We start from the raw sequence: 20,921 nt of genomic DNA, 5'->3' as shown, positions 1-20,921 counted from the left end.
TCCCAGAGCATCCGTGACGTTAGCTGCGTGGGCGCAGACGGATCGCAGTGCGGATATCCTGAGCGTTGGCCACGCTGGTTTGGAGCTGCTGACGGAACTCTTGGAACACCGGGGCTCGGCCCTCGGGGTCTTCCAAGGTCATTAGCACCGCGAACGGTACGCCTTCGGCGGGGAACTGGGCTTCTGCCCGCACAAGGCTTGTGACCTCAAGGCGCCACTGAGACGATTCGCCCTTCTGAGCGAAGGTCGAGGCATACTGCTTGGACGGCCACCACTTCAGACCGTGATCAATCAGGGCCCTTTCGGGTACCGCAAGCTTCGCTGACCCGGGCAAGTACTTGGCGTCTATCTGGTTCAGAAAACGCGCGCTGCCGTCCGGGGCGGGAGCGGTCTGGAGTTGCTTTAGCGAGGCTTCCAGGTTGACGCGCACGAACTCCGCGCCGAACGCCGGATCGAGCGGCGGCGAATAGACCAGGGTGATGCGGACCCGGCCCGAGCAGCTGCCGTCGTCCTGCACTAGGCTTTGCGGCCAGATGAACGGAAACCGTAGGATCACTGGCTTGCGCTCGCCGATGCTCAAACGGCTTTGAAATAGCAGGGTGATCTGGTGATCGTCGGTTTCCAGCATATCGACGACTTGGGCCGGTTTGCCAAAGCCGGCGAACTGGCGAGCGATGTCCTTCAATCCGCGTTTGCTCAATGGCTCGGGCATGGCGGCGTGATGCAGAAGCATAGCCCGCAATGCCTCGGTGTTGAGCCCTCCCTGGGTCACTGAATCCAGACCCGCGAGGGTCCTGGCCACCAAGGGCGCGGCGTAGCTGGTACCGATCACGTCTTGGCGGCGGCCATCCGGGGTGATTGACGACAGGCCGCTGCGCTCGCCAAGCGCCGCTCCGCCGGCCCCGCCATAGGCGGCGACGTCCGGCTTAATCCCGACCTGCAGTCCGGGGCCACGCGTAGTGTAGACCGTCGGCGCGCCGGCAACCTGCTTCGTGAACGGAGGGTTGAGCGCCCCCACCGAGACCGAGCGCACGCTCTCCGCTGGTTTGAAGATTGTGTCGGGTGAGGTGCGGGCGGCGAAATAGCGTACGACGTCGACCGGCCGTTGGGGCCACGGCGCGCGCGACTGCAAGCGCGACAGATTGCCCGCCGAATTGACGAAGATCACGCCGTAGGTGTCCGCGATCTGATCCAGCCGTGACGCGTAGATGCTGTAGCGGTGGCGCTCCACGTCGGACACCGCGTTGATCGACAGGTTGAAGACGCGCACGCCATGTTGCTCTTTCGCCTCAGCGACCGCCTGTTCAATCTCTTCGAGGAAGTCATTGAAGCCCCGGCTGTACTTGGCCACGAACGAGCCCTTGGGATAGAGCGGCGCGTCGTAGATCAGACAGCCGTTGGGTTCGGGGGTTACAGAGGCGGTGTTTGTCAGTTGCGGCATGCAGATCAGGCCCGCCACGCCGGTGCCGTGAGCGGGGTTGTGTTCGTCCGGATCTAAATAGTCGAAACGCCCGACCACCCAATCCTGCAGCGCAGCCCCGACCCCCGAGTCGATCACCCCGACCACCGGATAGTTCGCGCCCGCCGCCGGCCCGGGGATAGTCAGCGCCTCGTCGTCCAGTCGCATGCCCCCGTCGGCACTCAGGATTTCTTCGTCGGTCAACTGCAGTAAAACGGGCGGCAAGATCGCACGCACCAGGGGGTGGGCTTGCAAGGCGGCCAAGGCCGCCTCGTGACGATCGGGGTCGCGATCGATCGGTGCCGGCGGCGGCGTGGGCGCCAAGTCGGCGCGTGTCAGTTCAGGGCGGTTGTCGACCAACGCCGGTTGATCGGCCCGGGTGATCTGCAGCTCAAGCACCGGGGTGCGGCCGATCGCCGACATCATGTAGCTGCGCGCGCCCTTCCCCAAGGAGAACAACTGTTGTTCGAGGGTGCGACGCAGGGCGATCCTGCCCAAGGGGTCGTCAGCGATGACCCGGTCATCGGGGGTTTCGAAGAGCTCTACCTGATAGCCCGATACGGTCCTAGGATCGTCGAACGCGGCTAGCGCTGCCGATACCGAAAAAGTCCGCTTCTGCTCGGGCGGAACGATTTCGATCAACTCAATCGCCCCGACCTCCGCGCGCGCGATGCTCGGGGCCTTGTAGGGTTTGTTGTCGACGCGGCGGTGCTTGATCTCAACGGCGATCTCGGCCTCTTGGATGCGCCGCTTCAGGCCTTCGAGGTAGATGAGCGGGGCCCGGAAATAGAGCGTGCCGACGGCCTCAGCGCCGACGCAAGGAAACTGGTCCGGCTTGAACAGCCAGCGAGGGCGATAGGACTTGGCCAGGGCCTCGTCGCGCATCTGCACCCGAAGATAGGTGGCCGGTCCAAAGGGACTTTTCTGCAATTCAATGATCACCGCCTCGACCGCAGCAATTAACGCTGCCTTGTGATCGACGAAGGCACGATCGGCACCGTCGAAGAAGTCTCTGTTGCGCGGCGGGTTTCCGGGTTCCGGCGCCTGATGGAAGTCGGCGTCGTTCAGGATGATCTGGACGGGATTATTGGACATGCGTTGGCTCCGTCATCGACAGATGGCGCCGTGCTTTCTTCAGTTCGCTGATCCGCGACTGGACATAACCGGTGGCCTCTCCGATATCGGTCTGCTTCATCCCGAAATCCGCGTCGTTGGCGACGAAACTGATGAAGGCCTCGGGGTCGGTCGCCAGAATCCGGGCGGGGAGATGGTCGTGATAGGGTGTGCGAGCGAGGACCACGCTCAGGGCCCTGAACAGCGCCGGCCCGTCGTGGGCCTCGCCCTTCAGCGCCAGAGTGCGCTTGGTCGCCGCGCAGATTCGCTCCAGGTCCGCTCCGGAGTGCCCGATCAAGCAGTAGGCGAAGATTCGTAAGGTCGAGGGTTCGGCCGCTATGGGTTGAAGGAAGCGCGCAATCAACTGCTCGCGCGCGCCAAGTTCGGGGTTGCCCATGTGCACATGTGTCTCGAACCGGCGCCAGACGGCCGGATCGAGCAGGCGATCGTGGTTGGTGATCGCCATGGTGATCCCAAACTCACGCCGCATGTCGAGGTTCTGCAGCAGCGTGTTCACCACGCGCTTGATCTCTCCGATCTCTTGAGGATCGTCGCGAAGCTTGGCCAATGCGTCAAACTCATCCAATAGTAGCACGCAGGCGTAGCGATTGGCAAAGTCGAACAGGTTGGCGATGTTGCGCGCCGTTGTGCCCAGGAACGACGAAATCAGGCCGTCGATGCGGGCGGTAATTAAAGGCAAGCCAAGGCGCTCGGCGATATAGTGGGCGGTGACGGTCTTGCCTGATCCGGGCGGGCCGTAGATCAGCAGCGTTCGTGTCGGCTCCACTCCGACCGACTGCAGGGCAGCGGCGTTGCTCCATTCCTGCAGCAGGCCATCGATCGTCTCATGCAGCGCCCCGCCATAGATCGGCGCCTGGACGTCGCAGCGCCCAAAGGTGATTGTGCAAAGCCGCGCGCCGGTCTCGCGGTCGATCGGCGGATTGACGTCGGGCGACAGACGCTCGCCAGAGACCAGGGTGCGCGACACCTCCACGCGGCTCGGCGCGATATCCTTGGCCTCGTCAACAACGGCGAGCAATCGCTCGAGGGTCGCTGCATCCTTAAGATCGCCGGCTTTCTCCAGACGCTCGCGAAGACGCGCCACCTGCTTGCCCACGGCAGCGCGGTCTCCGCTTAGCGCGGCGCGAACAATGCTCTGCACGACGGCGAAATGGTCCATGTGGCGACATCCGAAGCAAATCCTACTGCTAAAAATATATATCGGCTTTTTCCTACTAAACAACACAAATTATCTAGATATATAGGCAAAGTGCCTAAAAAAATCATATTTTAGGTAGATTTATCGGGCTGTTTCGCGAGCGGGCCAGCGCGATCCGGCCTAAGGCTGGCTGCCGGCCCAAAGTTGGTCAAAGTGAGGGTTTGAAGGCCTCCTCTCCAAGGTCTGCCTCCGGCGCCGGTCTCAATGTCCGCTCGCAGCGCAGAAATGACACGAGCGAGCCTCAGGATGGGAGACCGCTTCCCACCCCTAGGCTCTGTTCGAAGGGGCCGTCCCCGCTTGATCGCCCCAAAACGCCGATGAATATGTCTAGACATATTCATTCTCGGCCCCTTCGACACCCTTTCGCCCGTGCGACAGGTCCGACGGGCCAATGTAGGCCCACCGCTTACAAACACACCCACATTCGCCGCCTGCACACCAACGCCGTGCCTACGCGCCCACCAACATTTCCCGCGCCCCGAACAACGCCCCGGCCACCATTCCCTCAGACTTTTCAACACTCAAACTCACAGCCCGCCCCTTGCCGCCCGGGCGCGCGGTATAATGGTAGCCCGCTTCGATAAGCGCCGCCGGCCGCCCTGTCCGTCGTCCCGGCCCCGCCCCGCCTGGCGATTGGCGAACAACCGGTGGCCGTTCACGAAGTTGGAGCCGTTTGGCCGATGACCGCCGGGCCGAAGTCTGCTTTCTCCGGGTGATCAACGACTGCAGGGGACCCACCGCCATGACCATCCTGAACCGTCGCGGCGTCCTTGCCGCCATGCTGGCCGCGCCGGTCGCCGGCGCCCTGTTCGGCAAGGCCCTCGCCGCGCCGGCCGCGACCCAGCGGCTGCAGGTCTCGCCCGAGCGGTCCACCGACCTGATGGTCTGGGCGCCGGCAAAGCCCGTCGCCGTCGCCCTGCTGTCGACCGGCCACGGCTCCTGGCCGGAACGCTACGAAGGCCTGTGCCAGACCCTGGTCGCCGCCGGCTTCGCCGTTCTCGCCCCCTTGCACGTCGATTCCATGCACCATCCGGACCGCGAGACATTCGACGCCCGCGCCGGCTTCATGGAGCGCCTCGCCGACATGCGGGCGACCAGCGCCGAGGCGGCCAGACGCTGGCCGGGCCTGTCCGTCGCCGCCGTCGGCCACAGCTATGGCACGCTGATCTCGCTCTGCCTGGGCGGCGCGCTGGCCTACATGGCGCCGTTCCGGGATCCGACGGTCAAGGCGGTGCTCGGCTGGTCGACGCCCGGCAAGATCCCCGGCCTCGTGGCGCCGCCAGCCTATGCCGGCCTGGCCGTGCCGACGATGATCATCACCGGCGACCAGGACCTCGTCCCGACCTTCGTCACCGACTGGCATGACCATCTGTTCCCGATCGAGACCTCGCCGGCCGGCGGCAAGTATGCCGTCACCTTCGCCGGCGCGGCCCATGACCTGATCTCCGGCCAGCCCAAGGCCGCCTACGACGCCGCGCTGACCTACAGCGCCGCCTTCCTGAAGGCCTCGGTGCTCGGCGACGCCCCGGCGAAAACGCTGATCGACACCGCCGCAGGACCCGGGGAGACCTGGCTGCGCCGCTAGCGGGCGCGTTCCAGCAGCTGGATCAGTTCCTCGGCCTTGCGCCGCTGTTCGTCGATGTCGCCGCTGACGATGGCGCCCTCGATGCAGTGGTTCAGGTGGTCGCGCAGCATTTCGGTCTCGACCCGGTCGATCGCCGCCCGCGCCGCCCGCAACTGGGTCAGCACGTCGATACAGTAGCGGTCTTCCTCGATCATCCGCGCGATGCCGCGCACCTGGCCTTCGAGGCGGCCGAGACGATTGAGCAGTTTGGACTTGTCGGCGCGGATCAAGGTCGGGTCTCCATCGAGGCCTGTATGTATACCCCTGGGGGGTAATTGCAATATGCCCCTGGGGGGTATATATCGCCGGTGTTCCCAGCCGGAAGACCCGCCATGTCCACCCCCTGCACCCACGCCCATCCGCCCGCCAGCCAGGCCCGCGATCCGGTCTGCGGCATGACGGTCGACCCGGCCACGACCCCGCACCATGCCGACCACGATGGTCAGGCCTTCCACTTCTGCTCGGCCGGCTGCCGGACCAAATTCATCGACGATCCGGGCCGCTACCTGGCGGCTTCCGAGCCGCCGCCGGCCCCGCCCGGAACGATCTACACCTGCCCCATGCATCCGGAGATCCGCCAGCAGGGGCCCGGTTCCTGCCCGATCTGCGGCATGGCCCTGGAGCCGGAGTTGGCCACGCTCGACAGCGGCCCCAATCCGGAACTGGTCGATTTCACCCGCCGCTTCTGGCTCGGGGCCCTGCTGACCCTGCCGCTGCTGGTCATCGAGATGGGCGGCCACATGTTCGGCCTGCGCTTCCCCTGGCCGATGCAGACCGGCGCCTGGATCCAGCTGGCGCTGGCCAGCCCGGTCGTCCTCTGGTCCGGCTGGCCCTTCATCGCGCGCGGCTGGGCGTCGCTGCGGACGCGCCACCTCAACATGTTCACCCTGATCGCCCTGGGCAGCCTGGCGGCCTGGAGCTTCAGCGTCTTCGCCACCCTGGTTCCAGGCGCGGTGCCGGCGGCCTTCCGCACCGCCGAGGGTGGTCCGCCGCTCTACTTCGAGGCGGCGGCGGTGATCATCGTCCTGGTCCTGCTCGGCCAGATGCTGGAGCTGAAGGCGCGGGAGCGCACCTCGGGCGCGATCAAGGCCCTGCTCGACCTCGCCCCCCGCACCGCCCGCCGGCTGCGGGCCGATGGCGCCGACGAGGAGGTCCCGGTCGACCAGATCGCCATCGGCGACCGCCTCCGCCTGCGGCCCGGCGAGAAGGTCCCGGTCGACGGCGTGATCGCCGAGGGCCGCGCCTCGCTGGACGAGGCCCTGGTCACCGGCGAGTCGATGCCGGTCGACAAGGTCCCAGGCGACGCCGTCGTCGCCGGCTCCCTCAACACCACCGGCTCCTTCGTCATGCAGGCCCAGCGCATCGGGGCCGACACCCTGCTGGCCCAGATCGTCCAGATGGTCGCCCAGGCCCAGCGCAGCCGGGCCCCGATCCAGCGGCTGGCCGACCAGGTCTCCGGCTGGTTCGTGCCGGCGGTGATCGCCGTCGCCGTCCTGGCCTTCGGGGCCTGGGCGTTGTGGGGGCCGCAGCCGCCACTCAGCCATGCCCTGGTCGCCGCCATCTCGGTTCTGATCATCGCCTGTCCCTGCGCGCTCGGCCTCGCCACGCCGATGTCGATCATGGTCGGCGTCGGGCGCGGGGCGCAGACCGGCGTGCTGATCCGCGACGCCGAGGCGCTGGAGCGGCTGGAACGGGTCGATACCCTGCTGGTCGACAAGACCGGAACCCTGACCGAGGGACGCCCGGCCCTGGTCGCCCTGCATCCGGCCCCGGGCCAGGACCGCGCCGGCCTGCTGCGCCTGGCCGCCAGCCTGGAGCGGGGCAGCGAGCACCCGCTGGCCGGCGCCATCCTGCGCGCCGCCGAGGCCGAGGGGCTGACGCTTTCCGAAACCGAGGACTTCGATTCCCCGGTCGGCCGTGGCGTCCAGGGCCGGGTCGAGGGCCACGCCCTGCTGCTCGGCAGCGCCCGCTTCCTGGCCGATCACGGCATCGACGTCGCGGCGATGGCGGCCGAGGCCGAGGCGCTCAAGGCTGACGGCGCCACCGCCCTGTTCCTCGCCGTCGACGGCGCCCTGGCCGCGGTTCTGGGCCTGGCCGATCCGGTCAAGGCCAGCACGCCGGAGGCTCTCGCCGCCCTGGCCGAGGCCGGGGTTCGGGTGGTGATGGTCACCGGCGACGCTCGCGCCACCGCCCAGGCCGTCGCCGCCCGGCTGGGCCTGAGCGAGGTCGAGGCCGAGGTGTTGCCCGGTGACAAGGCCGCCCTGGTGGCGCGCCTCAAGGCCGAGGGCCGCGTCGTCGCCATGGCCGGCGATGGGGTCAACGACGCCCCGGCCCTGGCCGCCGCCGACGTCGGCATCGCCATGGGGGCCGGCGCCGATGTCGCCATCGAGAGCGCCGGGGTCACCCTGCTGAAGGGCGATCTGAACGGCCTGGTGCGGGCCCGGCGGCTGTCGCGGGCGGTGATGGGCAACATCCGCCAGAACCTGTTCCTGGCCTTTGCCTACAATCTGGTCGGGGTGCCGATCGCGGCCGGGGTGCTCTATCCGGTCACCGGCTGGCTGCTGTCGCCGGCCATCGCGGCGGCGGCCATGGCCCTGTCCTCGGTCAGCGTGGTCGGCAACGCGCTGAGGCTGCGGGTGGTCAGGCTCTGATCAGATCCCCTTCAGCCCCTGCCACATCGCCAGTTCCTTGTCGGCGATGCGGTTGAGGATGGCGTCCAGTTCCTTGACGTCGAGCTTCTGGCGCTTACGGGCCATCTTGGTGGCGACCAGCGCGAACCGCCGCCACTCGTCACCGGCGTCGGTGAGGGCGACGGAGGCCTCCTTCAGCCGGTCGTCGCCGAGGATCTTGCCGGTCTCCTGCAGGAAGCTGGCGTAGAGGAAGCGGAAGCCCGCCCCGCCGGTGCCGATCTCTTCCTGCATGCGGACGATGTGGCCGAGGTACTGCGGCAGCTTGGTTTCCGCATCGGCCCCGGCCGCCACCCTGGCGATGTTCTTGCCGAGGAACCGGATGCCCTTGACCCCGATGATCGGCAGCGGCGCCCCGACCATGATCCGCCGGTTCATCCGCACGGCCTTGGGCACGGCCCTGGCATAGTCGATCTCGCCGGGCGTCCCTTCCGGGTAGTACATCATCCCCTTGGCGGCCATGGCCCCCTTGGCGAACCGCGCCTTCTGCAGGGAGGCGGAATCACAGCGCACCGTCTGCTCGAAGATCGGGTCGCTGATCAGGTAGTCATCGCCGTCCCGGCCGAAGACCACCAGGTTGTGGGCGTTGAAGTGGAAGCGCATGTCTTCCGGGAAGTAGGGCAGCCAGTAGACGCAGGTCTGCAGGCCCACGGCATGGCCCTTGTCGAGCTGCGCATCCAGCGCCGCCTTGCCGGCCGCCGGATCGCTGAACGTCTGGCGCTTCCACGACATGCCCAGCTGCTTGGCCACGCCCTTGATGATGTGGCCGGGCGGCATGCGGTAGGCGATCAGCGGCATGCCGGCCATCTTGATCATCGGCATGTAGGCGAAGGTCAGGGCCGAGCTCAGGCCAAAGGCCATCGGCTCATTCATGGCCAGGCCCCCGTGGCTGACCATGTTGGCGACCACGCCGCTCTCGCAGTGGGCCGACTGGCGGTGGGCGAAGTCGGTCATGGAGCGTCCGGAAGCGTGCGCAGCGTGGCAAGGGGGATATCCATGACCTCGGCGTAGCGGGCCAGGATCTTGTCCGAAAGGCCGGCAAACACCTTCGGCTGGAAGTGGCGGTTCACCCGCCAGGCCCACAGGCCGGTCGTCGCGGCCAGCGTCGCCGGCTCCATGCGCCGCTGGTACATCCAGTAGACCAGGGGGCTGACCTTGCCGGCCTTGGCATCGGCCAGGGCCTCGTCGCGCAGCCGGTTCAGCTCATCGACGGCTTGCACGGTCGCGAAGGTCTCGGGCTCCCAGCCGGCCGAGTTGACCTCGGTGTATTCGCCGCGGTCATCGACCGCATAGAGCAGCTTCTTCGTCCCGCCATAGGTGCGGGCCGTCTCCTGCGGAACCTCGTCAGTCTTCATCACGCCACCGTCAGGTGCATGAACCCGCTGGAGAACCGGCCGCTCTCCGGGATCCAGCACAGCAGCCGCTGGCCGGGCTCCAGGTCGCCGCTCTGGGCCAGCTCGTCGATCATGATGAACATCGAGGCCGCTCCGGTGTTGCCCCGCGTCGTCAGGTTGGTGAACCAGCGGTCCTGCGGCACGTCGAAGCCCGCCACCTGCATGCCGGCGTGGACCTTGTCGCGGAAGTACTCGCTCGAATAGTGCGGCAGGAACCAGTCGATGTCGTCGGCCCGCAGCTGGTACTTCTGGACGATGCCGGGCAGGGGCTTTTCGACCGTGTAATGGATGACGTTCTCGTTCAGCAGGCGCACGTCCTGCTTGATCGACATCACCGAGTCCTCTTCCCGTTCCTTCGGGCTCATCGCCGACCAGCCGGTGATCGTGCCGTCCGGGTTCTTGCTGGCGCCCGCATACATGCAGGTCTCCATGTCGCCGGCGTAGGAGAAGGTCTCGATCCAGTCGATGCGCAGGTTGGTCGCCCCCTCGCGCGGCTTGTCCTGCAGGAGGAAGGCGCCGGCCCCGTCGCTGAGCATCCAGCGCAGGAAGTCCTTCTCGAAGGCGATCTCCGGGGCCTTTTCCAGCGCGTCGACCTTGCTCTCGATCTCGGCGCTGAAGTTGCCGGCGCTGAGCACTGGCGAGGGACAGTCGGAACCGGTGGCCACGGCGTTATTGTGCAGCCCGCCGGCGACGGTGACATAGGCGTACTTCAGCGCCGTGATGCCCGACAGGCAGACGCCGCTGGTGGCGATCACCTCACAGGCGGGCAGGCCGAGCTCGCCCTGCACCATGGCCGCATGGTTGGGCATAACCTGGTCGGGGATGGAGGTGCCGCAGGCCAGGATGTCGATGGCGGGCAGGCCGACGGTCTGGTCCAGCCGGCGGACGGCGGCGGCGGTCAGCTGGGCGTTGTTGTGGGTCGCCTTGCCCGTCGCCGGGTCGATCGCATAGTGGCGGCTCTTGATGCCGTTGCTGCGCAGGATGGTGCGGCGGGCGCGGCTGGGGCGATCGCCGGCCTGGCCGAGCACGGTCTCCATCTCGTCGTTGAGCACGGGCTCGTTCGGCAGGAAGCTGGCCGTGCCGGTGATGTAGACGCTGCGGATGGTCATTGGGCGGCTCCCAGCAGGGCGCGGCCCTCTCCAGAGGGTTCGGCGTAATAGGCGCGCTGGCGGGCGATGCTGGCTTTCGCCAGCGGCTTGATCAGGCTCTTGATCACCGCCAGCAGCGGCACGACCGTGCAGATCAGGGTGAACAGGAAGGCGACGTAGAGCACCAGCACCGCGCCCCGCAGGGGGTTGCCCGGCTTGCCGCAGGCGCGCAGCAGCCGGCCCCAGATCAGGAAGCTCTTGCGGGCCACTTTTTCCGAACTCATCAGGCCCTCGAAGATCGACACCGCGCCAAGCTCGCTCAGCATCGGGGCGGTGTCGCCCTTCGAACGGGTGGGCAGTTTCGCCGCGATGGCCTCGCCGAACCGGGCGCAGCCGGCGATGTCTTCCTGGCTGACCCCGGCCTCCGGCACCACGCCGCCAAGGAAGGGGCCCTTCTTGCCGGTCAGCATCCAGGCCGGGGTGGAGATGAAGGTAAAGGCGCTGTGGGCGCTGTCGGTCAGCACCACATTGTCGATCAGATGGGCGCCCAGCGCGCTGAGCTGTTCCTTCATCCGCTCCTGGGCCGACAACCACATGTTGCGGCAGCCGATGACGGTGATGACCGGCTTGCCGGCCAGCAGGGTCTTCGCCTCGGGGCTCTGCAGGAAGGCGGTGATCGGCTTGGCGGGCGACAGGAACCACACCGAATAGCCGAGGATCACCAGGTCGAAATCGCTGTTGGCGGGCAGGGCGATCGGCTTGATCGGGTCGACGTCCTCGTAGACCGTCTCGGGAAAGGTGTTGAAGAAGAAGCCCGCCGGCCACGGAAACGGGTAGGGCGTCACCGGCTCGATCGGCAGCCAGGTCACCTCAATGTCGGGCGCGGCTTCGAGCGGCGCCACGGTCGAGCGAAGAATATCGCTCAACTGCCCCGTCTGCGAATAGTGAACGACCAGCACCCGCTTCATCGATACGCCCCGACTTCCCCCAAAAGCACTGCACCGATCCATAGGCGAAACCGCGCCCGCATGGCAACGAAACGCTGAGTGAATTTCGTCGGTTAGCAGAGGGATTCAGCGGCCGGTTGTCCCGGGCGCCGCATCGTTGTGCGCCGCAGGCGTCAGGCCGGGGCCAGAACCAGCCGTCCGTCGATCAGCGGCTCGCCCGCCACGCTCGCCTTGACGGCGATTCCATCGGCCTTGGCCTCGCCGAAGCTGACATCGACCGTTTCACCGGGCCGCAGCAGGCGCAGGAACTTCATCCGCCGCACGCCGGTGCAGGCGCGGCCGGGATGGGCCAGGGCCAGGGCGTCGATCAGGTGCTCCAGCACCACCACGCCTGGAACCACCGGGTTGCCGGGGAAATGGCCGGGCAGGGCGGGATGGTCGGGGTTGATCGTGAAGGCGGAAGTCATCAGGGTTCGCGCAGAATCATTTGGTCCCTTTTCGCCCGTGGCGCCGCCGATGTCGAACCTCCCGCCGATGGACAAGGCCGCGATCGCCCGGGCGATCCCGCACGCCGGGGCGATGAGCCTGCTGGATTCGGTGATCGGCGGCGGCCCCGACTGGATCGCCTGCAACGCCGTCAGCCACCGCGATCCCGCCAACCCCCTGCGCCACGACGGCCGCCTGCCGGCCAGCGCGGCGGCCGAATACGCCTCCCAGGCCATCGCCCTGCACGCCCAGCTGACCGGCATCGAGAAGCAGCCGCGCCGGGGCTTCCTGGCCGTGGTCAACAACCTCAGCTGGACCCGCGACCGCCTCGACACCGTCGCCGGCGATCTGGAGATCCGCGCCGAACAGCTCGCCGCCACCGGCGCGGCCCTGCAGTACGCCATCACCCTGATCGGCGACGGCCAGATCCTTGTGATGGGCGAACTGATGGTGGCCCTGGAGCGGGCCTGACCCAACAGGGGCGGACTACCCCCTCGTCATCCCGGCCGTAGCGGAGCGGAGAGCCGGGACCCAGGGGGTGACAGCGCGCCGCCCGCGCCGCCGCCGACACTGAGTCCGGTCCCCCTGGGTCCCGGATCGTCCCTCCGGGCCGTCCGGGATGACAAAATGGGTGGCGTAAAAAAATCAACAAAATCAATGTGAATTGGAATATGTCTAGACATATTCATGGCCATTTCCGACGCCCTCCCGGTCCGCGACCCTGAGCGTAGGTCGCTCCGCGCACGAACAGGCCAACAAACCCCGCCGATCAACCTACGGACCGACCTACACCTCGGCCTACAGTCCCGACCCCTCGGCCCACCCAAAAGCCCACGGTTCCGGGCGTTTGCCCCGCTTTTCCGCTCCTGAACAATGCGCGCGGCTTTCTTGTAGCCCGGCCGCACGCGGTATAATGGCTCGCCGCTTCGATAGACCGGCCAAACGCCGGCAGGCCGCAAAACCGCTTCCCCTCCCTCACGGTCATCCTGCTAAAACCGGCGAAACACCAAGGGACGCGCCATGAACTTCGACCTCGACGAAGACCACCGCATGCTCAGGGACCTGGTCCGTCGCTTCGTCGACGACCATCTCAATCCGCTGGAGGCCGGGGTTCTCGAACGCGAGGCGGCCGGCGGCGCGGCGGCGCTGACGAAGGAGGAAACCGAGAAGGTCGACGCGGTGTCGCGTGAGCTCGGCCTCTGGGGCCTTGATGCGCCGGAGGATGTCGGCGGCGCCGACCTGCCCCACGTCGCCATGGTGGCGGTCAACGAGGAGCTTGGCCGTTCCATCACCAACTACACCCTGCCGCCGGACAGCCCGAACCTGCGGATGATGATGGCGACGGTGACCGAGCAGCAGCGGGTCGCCTACCTCGCCCCCTACGTGGCCGGAGAAACCGTCTCGGCCATCGGCATCTCCGAGCCCGGGGCCGGGGCCGACCCGTCGGGCATGCTGACCTCGGCCGTGCGCGACGGCGACGACTGGGTGCTGAACGGCCGCAAGATCTGGATCAGCAAGGCCGACTACGCCGACTTCACCATCGTCATGGCCGTCACCGACAAGGAAAAGGGCGGCCGGGGCGGCATGAGCGCCTTCCTCGTCGACCAGGACACGCCCGGCTTCAACGTCCTGCGCAAGATCCCCATGCTCGGCGGCCAGTCGACCTTCGAGATCGCTCTCGACGACGTCCGCGTCCCCGGCTGGAAACTGCTCGGGACCGAGGGGCAGGGGTTCGCCCCCATGCAGGTGCGGCTCGGCACCCGCCGCTGCGAGATGGCCGCCTGGTCGATCGGCATGGCCCAGCGGGCCCTTGAGATGATGATCGAATACGCGCCGCAGCGGAAAACCTTCGGCGTCCCCCTGAGCGAGCGCCAGACCATCCAGAACTGGATCGCCGACGCCCACACCCGCATCCACGCCGCCCGGCTGATGACCTATGACTGCGCCTGGAAGATGGACCAGGGCCGCGACGTCCGCACCGAGATCTCGATGATCAAGGCCTACGCCACCGAGATGGCCTGGGAGGTCGTCGACCGCGCCATGCAGACCTTCGGGGCCATGGGCATGACCCGCGAACTGCCGCTGCACATGATGGCCTCGAAGATCCGCACCATGCGCATCTACGACGGCCCGACCGAGGTCCACCAATGGGTGGTGGCGAGGAATCTGCTTGGGTCGAGGCGCTAATTCAGCGGTGATCAGTGATAGCGGCGACCCTGTTAAGCAAGATGCTGCAACCTCGATTAGTGTTTCCGCGTCCACGCACTAATCATAATGAGGAGTGTTTCTGCCCATTCTGTGCCTGAGGGCGCTGTTTTCGCGCCATGTTGTCGCAGGGCTTCAGCCTTAAGAATTACGAAGGATGCCGGGATTACTTACGGGGTTCGAACGTAGAAAGCCGTCTTCCGCCGGCATCTCGCACCGCTGGAGCAGAAACTTGCGATTCCTCGACAACTGGAAAATCTCGTCCAAGATCTTGTTGGCGATCACTGTCCTCGCTGTGATGTTCGCCGTCACCGCCGGCTACAGCAGCTTTGAGCTTTGGCGCATCGACAAGAGCTACAGTGTCGTGACGGATCGTGAGGATCCCGCCGCCGTTGAACTCGCCCGGGCCAACCGGAACATTAACCGGCTGGCCTACGCCGCCTATATGACCATGGCCTACGACGGGGCTTCGGCCGATGCCCAGGCGGCCAAGGCTATGTTCGACGATGCTGCCGTCAAACTTCAGGCAAACTACGAAAAGGCCAACGAACTGGTTCCCGAGGGAGCCGTTGCAGTCCTCGACTTCCAGACCCGTTCGGAAGACATCATCAAGGAGGGCCGCAAGGCGGTCGATGCGGGCCTGCGCAACGACAATGATGCCGCCCGCGCCCTGCTCCAGCCTGTCGACAAGAAGATCGTCGATCTGTCGAACGACCTTCGGGAATATAATGAGGAGCGGGCCGAAATGGTCGCCGCCCAAAGCAAGGCGCTGACCGCGGCCGCGGGCTTGGCCAAGCTCCTCAACGCGATCATGGCGGTCGCCGGCATCGGCATCGGGGTCGGCCTGGGGCTCTACATCTCCCGCGCCAAGATCGCGGCGCCGCTCAACACCCTGGCCGGCGGCATGAACCGTCTCGCCGGCGGCGACCTGACGGTCAATGTCGACGCCACCCACCGCAAGGACGAGGTCGGCCAGATGGCCAAGGCCGTGCAGGTGTTCAAGGACAACGCCCTGAGGGCCCGTGAACTGGAGGCCCAGGCCGAGCGGTCACGAGCCGAGGCGGACGCCGAGCGGTCGCGCGCCGAAAGCGAACAGCGTCGCGTCGAGGCCGAGCAACAGATGGTGGTCGAGAACCTGGCCTCCGGCCTGGGCCGCCTGGCGTCCGGCGACCTGACCGTCCGTATCGACGCCGACTTCCAGGGCCAGTACGCCCAGATCCGCACCGACTTCAACGCCGCGGTCGATAGCCTGCGCAAGGCCATCACCTCCATCGACGCCTCGGCCGGCGGCATCCGCGGCGGCTCCGACGAGATCGCCAGCGCCTCCAACGACCTGTCGCGCCGCACCGAGCAGCAGGCGGCCGGCCTCGAGGAAACCGCCGCCGCCCTCGACCAGCTCACCGCCACCGTCAAGCGCAGCGCCGAGGGGGCCAACGAGGCCGCCGCCGCCGCCGCCGGCGCCCGCCAGGCCGCCGCCCAGTCGGGCGAGGTGATGCGCGAGGCCGTCAGCGCCATGGCCGAGATCGAGCAATCGTCCGGCCAGGTCGCCCAGATCATCGGCGTCATCGACGAGATCGCCTTCCAGACCAACCTCCTGGCCCTCAACGCCGGGGTCGAGGCGGCCCGTGCCGGCGACGCCGGCCGCGGCTTCGCGGTGGTCGCCCAGGAAGTCCGGGCCCTGGCCCAGCGTTCGGCCGACGCCGCCAAGGAGATCAAGGGCCTGATCTCCAGCTCCGCCACCCAGGTCACTCGCGGCGTCAAGCTGGTCTCGGAAACGGGCCAGGCGCTGACCGACATCGTCGACAAGGTCGCCAGCATCGACGTACTGCTGGCCGAAATCGCCGCCTCGGCGCGGGAACAGGCGACCGGCCTCTCCGAGGTCAATATCGCCGTCAACCAGATGGACCAGGCCACGCAGCAGAACGCCGCCATGGTCGAGGAATCGACCGCCGCCTCCGCCAACCTGCGCGGCGAGGCCGCCGACCTGGCCAAGCTCGTCGCCAAGTTCCGCACCGGCTCCGACAGCGGCCCGACCCTGGCCGATCCTGCCCGGCACGCCCCCGCGCCGAATCCGGTCGCCAGCGCCCGCCAACGACTCGCCGCCCACATCGGCGGTGGCCGTCAGGCGACCGCGGCAGCCACCGAATGGGAGAACTTCTGATGGAACCGGTCGTCACCAACAGCGCCGACACCGCCAAGGTCGAACTGATCGCCTTCGAGATCGGCGGCCAGGGCTTCTGCATCGACATCGTCTCGGTGCGGGAGATCCGCGGCTGGACCCCGGCCGCGCCCCTGCCGCAGACCCCCGACTATGTGCTGGGGGTCATCAACCTGCGGGGGGCGGTCATGCCGGTTCTCGACGTGCGCCTCCGCCTGGGTCTCGGGGCCACCGAACAGACCAGCCGGCACGTCATCGTCGTCATCCAGGACGGCCCGCGCCTGGCCGGCCTGCTGGTCGATGCGGTGCAGGAAACCTTCATGGTGGAGGCCAGCCTCTTCCAGGCGCCGCCGGACCTGACCATCGACACCGACGCCCCCTTCGTGGACGCCATCTTGCCCCTGAAGGATCGCATGCTCAGCCGGCTGGTCGTCTCCTCCCTGATGCCCGCCCCGGACAAGCTGGCGGCCTGATCCCAGGTTGGCTCCCGGGTGACCGGGCGCCGACAGGGCTCGTCTGCACGGACTCTGCACAGGCCCGGTCCGGCCCTGCATCCCATGCCCCGCCGGTCCTCCACGCCCCGGCTCCACCGTCGCAGCCTGACGTTGGGAGGCGCGCATGGGGTCGTTGGCCAAGGGCCGTTACAGTTTCTGGATCCGGGTCGCCCTGACCCTGGCCCTCGTGGTCGTCGCCGACCGCGTCCTCTGGGTGATGAATGCGACGGGCCTCGCCCTGGCCATTCTCACCCTGGCCGGCGTTGTCGCCCTGGCCATCGCCAGCCCCGGCGCCCGCCGCCATGGCTGGCCCTTCCTGGCCCTCGCCATGGCCCTCGCCGCCCTGCAGCTCGAGACCCTCTCCCGGCTGGGGCTGCTGTTCTGGAGCCTGGCCCTGGCCATCGCCGCCCTTACGCCCCGGGCCGGCTTCGGCGAGGGCGTCTGGACCTGGGTGCAGCGGCTGATCGTCATGGCCACCGGCGTTGTCCGCATGCCGATCGAGACCCTCGTCCAGTTCGGCCTCAAGCGGCTCAAACGCCGTCCTGGCGCCTCGCTCGGCAAGGCCGTCCGCACCCTGGCCCTGCCGCTGATCGGCGGGGCGGTGTTCCTGGCCCTGTTCTCGGCCGCCAACCCGCTGCTGCACGACGCCCTCGCCTCGCTGCGGGGGCCGGACCTCGGTTTCTTCCAGATCGTCCTCTGGGTCTTCGTCGCCCTGACCGGTTTCGCCCTGCTGCGCCCTGTCCATCTCCGCCGGCCGATCCCGATGCCGGCCGCACGCACCGACACGAAGCTGCCCGGCGTCAACGCCGCCTCCATCACCCTGTCCCTGATTCTCTTCAACGCCCTGTTCGCCTTGCAGAACGGCCTCGACGTCGCCTTCCTGTGGAGCGGCGCCCGCCTGCCGGCCGAGCACACCCTGGCCGAATACGCCCACCGCGGCGCCTATCCGCTGATCGCCACCGCCCTGCTCGCTGGTCTCTTCGTGCTGGTCGCCATGGCCCCCGGATCAGAGACCAGCCGCCGGCCACTGGTCCGCTGGCTGGTGGCCGCCTGGGTGGCCCAGAACGTCCTGCTCGTCGTCTTCTCCATCCAGCGGACCCTGCTCTACATCGACAGCTTCGACCTCACCCGCATGCGCATCGCCGCCCTGGCCTGGATGGGCCTGGTGGCGGTCGGCCTGATCCTCATCGGCTGGCGGCTGCTCAGCGAAAAGTCGGCCGCCTGGCTGATCAACATGAACGCCGCCGCCGCCGCCGTCGTCCTGCTGGTCTTCGCCATCGGCGATAGCGGCCAGATCGCCGCCGACTGGAACCTGCGCCACGCCAGGGACCTCGATGGCTCCGGCGCGGCCCTCGACATCGGCTACATCGACAGCCTGGAGGGCTCAGCCCTCGTACCGCTTGCCCGCCTGGAGCAACAGGCGCTGCCGCCCGCCTACCAGCAGACCATCACCCGGCTGCGCTGGCATGCCATGGCTTCGGCCCGGGCGCGGCTCGGCCGCGATTGGAGCTGGCGGGACCAGCGCCGCCTGACGGAAGCCGAGGCCATCCTCGCCGCCGGTCGGCCGGTGCTCCGCACCTGGCGACCACCTGTCGCCACGCCGCCGCCGCCGCCTTCCCCGACCACGACCGTCGATCCCGTCCCGGCCCCTCAGGAGTCCCGCCCATGACCCCCTCCGTTCACGCCACGCCCGTTGACCTTCGCCCCGCCTTCGGAATGATGCACGCCATGTCCCGCTCCATCCTGATCGTCGATGACGACCCGCACATCCGCGAGCTGCTCGACTTCGCCCTGACCAAGGCCGGCTACGCCACCCGCCAGGCCGAGGACGGCGTCGCCGCCCTGGCGGCGGTGGAGGAACAGGCCCCCGACCTGGTGGTGCTCGACATCAACATGCCGCGTCTCGACGGCCTGGAGGTCTGCCGCCGCCTGCGCGCCCAGGGCTCGACCCCGATCCTGTTCCTGTCCAGCCGCGACGACGAGATCGACCGGGTGCTGGGCATCGAGCTCGGGGCCGATGACTATGTCGTCAAGCCGTTCAGCCCGCGCGAGGTCACCGCCCGCATCAGCGCCATCCTGCGCCGCTCGCAGGCCGCCGCGGCCGCCGCGCCGGCCCCCACCAGCCTGATCAGCCATGGCCGCCTGACCCTCGACACCGACGGCTGGACCGCCCGCTGGGCCGGCCAGGAAGCGGCCCTGACCGTCACCGAGTTCGGCATCCTGAAAGCCCTGGCCGCCGCCCCGACCCGCGTCTTCACCCGCGACGCCATCATCGACCGGCTGCACGGTCCAGGTTTCGCCATCACCGACCGCACCATCGACAGCCATGTCCGCAACCTGCGCGGCAAGTTCGCGGCCCTCGGCGGCCTCGACGTCATCGAGACCAAGGCCGGGGTCGGCTATCGGCTGGGTCCATGTCGGGGGGAGGCGGCCTGAACCCCATCGACCGAGTCAAGGCGGTGATCAAACGGCATTGGCCGGCGCTGAAGCTGCGCACCATCCTGCTTGGCGTGCTGCTGTTCGTGGCCGCCATGCCGGTGTTCAGCGCCGTGGGTCTGCGCGTCTACGAGAACACCCTGGTCCGCCAGACCGAGGCCGAACTGGTCGCCCAGGGCGCGGCCCTGGCCGCCGTCGCTTCGGTCCGCTGGCCCGGCCTCGCCCCCCCGCCGCCGGCCGACACCAAGGCGCCGGACTACTACCAGCCCGAACGCACCACCATCGACCTGTCGGACAGTCCCGTCCTGCCCGAACGCCCGCCGGCCCGCCGCACCCTGGCCGCCCCCGACGCCGACGCGGTGATCGCCGCCGAGCAGCTGGGCCCGGTCATCGACGCCACGGTCAAGACCACCCTGGCCTCCATCCTGATGCTCGACAGCCGGGGCCAGGTGGTGCGCGGCTACGGCAAGGGCGGCGACCTCTCGGCCCTGCCCGAGGTCAAGGCGGCCCTCGACGGCCAGCCGGCCACCGTCCTGCGCGACAACAGCGACTACCGTCCCGACAGCCACTACGAGTGGCTGTCCCGCGCCTCGACCATCCGCATCCACCACGCCCGGCCGATCATCGCCCAGGGCCGGGTGCGCGGGGTGCTGCTGATGTCGCGCTCGCCCCGCGCCCTGTTCCGCGGCGTCTATGAGGATCGCGGCAAGATCGTCTTCGGCCTGGTGCTGATCGTCGCCCTGCTGATCCTGATGGCCGGCATCGTCTCGCGCGGCATCAGTCGTCCCATCGTCGCCTTGAGCCGCGCCGCCCGTGAGGTCACCGCCGGCCGCGGCGACGTCCCCGAAACCCCGCGCACCGCCGCTGTCGAGATACGCGCCCTCTACGAGGACTTCCGCGAGATGGCTGAGGCCATCGAGACCCGCAGCCGCTACCTGCGCGACTTCGCCGCCGCCGTCAGCCACGAGTTCAAGACGCCGCTCGCCGGCATCGGCGGCGCCGTCGAGCTGCTGCAGGACCACTTCGAGACCATGAGCCCGGCCGAGCGCCGCCGCTTCCTCGACAACATCGCCGCCGACAACGCCCGCCTGACCCAGCTGGTCACCCGCCTGCTCGACATGGCCCGCGCCGACATGGCCCGCCCCGAGGCCGGCGCCGCAGTCGACATCCTGCCCGCCGCCCGGCGCGTCGCCGACAGCCAGCCTGCCCTGAAGGTGACCATCGACCTGACCGACGACCTGCCCGCCGTCGCCGTGCCCGAGGCGACCATCGAGGCCGTCCTCACCACCCTGCTGGAAAACAGCCGCCAGGCCGGCGCCAGGTCGGTGGTGCTTTCGGCCGCCGTCGAGGCCGGTCAGCTCTGCCTGGCGGTGCAGGACGACGGCCCCGGCATCGCCGAGGCCGACCGCGAGCGCCTGTTCGAGCCCTTCTTCACCAGCCACCGCGCCGACGGCGGCACGGGTCTGGGCCTGTCGATCGCGCGGTCGTTGCTGGCGGCCAGCCACGCCAGGATCGCCGCCGCGCCCTGCCGGGCCGGCGCGCGGTTCGAGCTTCGCCTGCCCCTGGCCTGAGGCGTCTGCACAGAATCGGCGCCGCGCGGACTGAACGCGC

The 20,921-nt window shown here is 68.2% G+C and carries 17 protein-coding genes; 9 read left to right on the top strand and 8 right to left on the bottom strand.

Features of this window, described 5'->3' with window-relative positions; translation table 11 throughout:
- Positions 1-19: 19 nt before the first annotated feature.
- Together O5I81_RS19450 and O5I81_RS19445 are read right to left on the bottom strand one after the other, a co-directional pair.
- Entirely contained in the window at positions 20-2,554 is a 2,535-nt protein-coding gene (locus O5I81_RS19450) for a S8 family peptidase (protein WP_271066519.1), read from the bottom strand.
- Positions 2,544-3,752 (bottom strand): AAA family ATPase, encoded by a 1,209-nt coding sequence (locus tag O5I81_RS19445; protein ID WP_271066518.1) that lies wholly within the window; start codon positions 3,750-3,752, stop codon positions 2,544-2,546. The genes O5I81_RS19450 and O5I81_RS19445 overlap by 11 nt, the downstream gene beginning before the upstream one ends.
- A 781-nt stretch (positions 3,753-4,533) precedes the next feature.
- Here O5I81_RS19445 and O5I81_RS19440 point away from each other — a divergent pair.
- Entirely contained in the window at positions 4,534-5,376 is an 843-nt protein-coding gene (locus O5I81_RS19440) for an alpha/beta hydrolase (RefSeq protein WP_271066517.1), read from the top strand.
- Here the strand turns inward: O5I81_RS19440 and O5I81_RS19435 are convergent.
- The gene (locus O5I81_RS19435; RefSeq protein ID WP_271066516.1) at positions 5,373-5,645 is read right to left on the bottom strand and encodes a metal-sensitive transcriptional regulator; all 273 of its coding nucleotides are present in this window, start codon (positions 5,643-5,645) and stop codon (positions 5,373-5,375) included. The genes O5I81_RS19440 and O5I81_RS19435 overlap by 4 nt on opposite strands.
- Positions 5,646-5,747: 102 nt before the next feature.
- On the opposite strand from O5I81_RS19435, the gene O5I81_RS19430 reads away from it, so the two are divergent.
- On the top strand, positions 5,748-8,066 hold the full coding sequence (locus tag O5I81_RS19430; RefSeq protein ID WP_271066515.1) for a heavy metal translocating P-type ATPase: 2,319 nt from the start codon (positions 5,748-5,750) through the stop codon (positions 8,064-8,066).
- On the opposite strand, the gene O5I81_RS19425 is transcribed toward O5I81_RS19430, so the two are convergent.
- The 5 genes from O5I81_RS19425 to O5I81_RS19405 all read right to left on the bottom strand — a co-directional run bounded on the left by O5I81_RS19425 (position 8,067) and on the right by O5I81_RS19405 (position 11,998).
- Positions 8,067-9,056, bottom strand: a complete 990-nt coding sequence (locus O5I81_RS19425; RefSeq protein ID WP_271066514.1) for a BtrH N-terminal domain-containing protein — start codon at positions 9,054-9,056, stop codon at positions 8,067-8,069.
- Positions 9,053-9,457, bottom strand: coding sequence for a hypothetical protein (locus O5I81_RS19420; protein ID WP_271066513.1), 405 nt, complete (start codon positions 9,455-9,457; stop codon positions 9,053-9,055). The genes O5I81_RS19425 and O5I81_RS19420 overlap by 4 nt, the downstream gene beginning before the upstream one ends.
- The gene (locus O5I81_RS19415; RefSeq protein WP_271066512.1) at positions 9,457-10,605 is read right to left on the bottom strand and encodes a beta-ketoacyl-ACP synthase III; all 1,149 of its coding nucleotides are present in this window, start codon (positions 10,603-10,605) and stop codon (positions 9,457-9,459) included. Before O5I81_RS19415 ends, O5I81_RS19420 begins: the two co-directional genes overlap by 1 nt.
- Complete coding sequence (locus O5I81_RS19410) at positions 10,602-11,552, bottom strand: dialkylrecorsinol condensing enzyme (RefSeq protein WP_271066511.1); 951 nt, start codon at positions 11,550-11,552, stop codon at positions 10,602-10,604. Before O5I81_RS19410 ends, O5I81_RS19415 begins: the two co-directional genes overlap by 4 nt.
- Positions 11,553-11,704: 152 nt before the next feature.
- On the bottom strand, positions 11,705-11,998 hold the full coding sequence (locus tag O5I81_RS19405; RefSeq protein ID WP_271066510.1) for a hypothetical protein: 294 nt from the start codon (positions 11,996-11,998) through the stop codon (positions 11,705-11,707).
- A gap of 49 nt (positions 11,999-12,047) precedes the next feature.
- On the opposite strand from O5I81_RS19405, the gene O5I81_RS19400 reads away from it, so the two are divergent.
- The 7 genes from O5I81_RS19400 (at position 12,048) to O5I81_RS19370 (ending at position 20,881) form a co-directional block, all read left to right on the top strand.
- Positions 12,048-12,488 (top strand): hypothetical protein, encoded by a 441-nt coding sequence (locus O5I81_RS19400; protein WP_271066509.1) that lies wholly within the window; start codon positions 12,048-12,050, stop codon positions 12,486-12,488.
- 549 nt (positions 12,489-13,037) lie between these two features.
- Entirely contained in the window at positions 13,038-14,204 is a 1,167-nt protein-coding gene (locus O5I81_RS19395; protein WP_271066508.1) for an acyl-CoA dehydrogenase family protein, read from the top strand.
- A 292-nt stretch (positions 14,205-14,496) separates the two neighbouring features.
- Entirely contained in the window at positions 14,497-16,383 is a 1,887-nt protein-coding gene (locus O5I81_RS19390) for a methyl-accepting chemotaxis protein (RefSeq protein WP_348637270.1), read from the top strand.
- Complete coding sequence (locus O5I81_RS19385) at positions 16,383-16,853, top strand: chemotaxis protein CheW (protein WP_271066506.1); 471 nt, start codon at positions 16,383-16,385, stop codon at positions 16,851-16,853. The genes O5I81_RS19390 and O5I81_RS19385 overlap by 1 nt, the downstream gene beginning before the upstream one ends.
- A 145-nt stretch (positions 16,854-16,998) precedes the next feature.
- Positions 16,999-18,543: a DUF4173 domain-containing protein gene (locus tag O5I81_RS19380; RefSeq protein WP_271066505.1), complete on the top strand. Its 1,545-nt coding sequence runs from the start codon at positions 16,999-17,001 to the stop codon at positions 18,541-18,543.
- Positions 18,540-19,310, top strand: a complete 771-nt coding sequence (locus O5I81_RS19375; protein WP_271066504.1) for a response regulator transcription factor — start codon at positions 18,540-18,542, stop codon at positions 19,308-19,310. The genes O5I81_RS19380 and O5I81_RS19375 overlap by 4 nt, the downstream gene beginning before the upstream one ends.
- Positions 19,311-19,333: 23 nt before the next feature.
- Complete coding sequence (locus tag O5I81_RS19370) at positions 19,334-20,881, top strand: HAMP domain-containing sensor histidine kinase (protein WP_271066503.1); 1,548 nt, start codon at positions 19,334-19,336, stop codon at positions 20,879-20,881.
- Positions 20,882-20,921: the final 40 nt, after the last annotated feature.

Source organism: Caulobacter sp. NIBR1757 (genome assembly GCF_027912495.1).
Classification (GTDB): Bacteria; Pseudomonadota; Alphaproteobacteria; order Caulobacterales; family Caulobacteraceae; genus Caulobacter.
The sequence above is the reverse complement of the archived record's forward strand: the minus strand, read 5'-3'. Positions and strand labels throughout refer to the sequence as shown.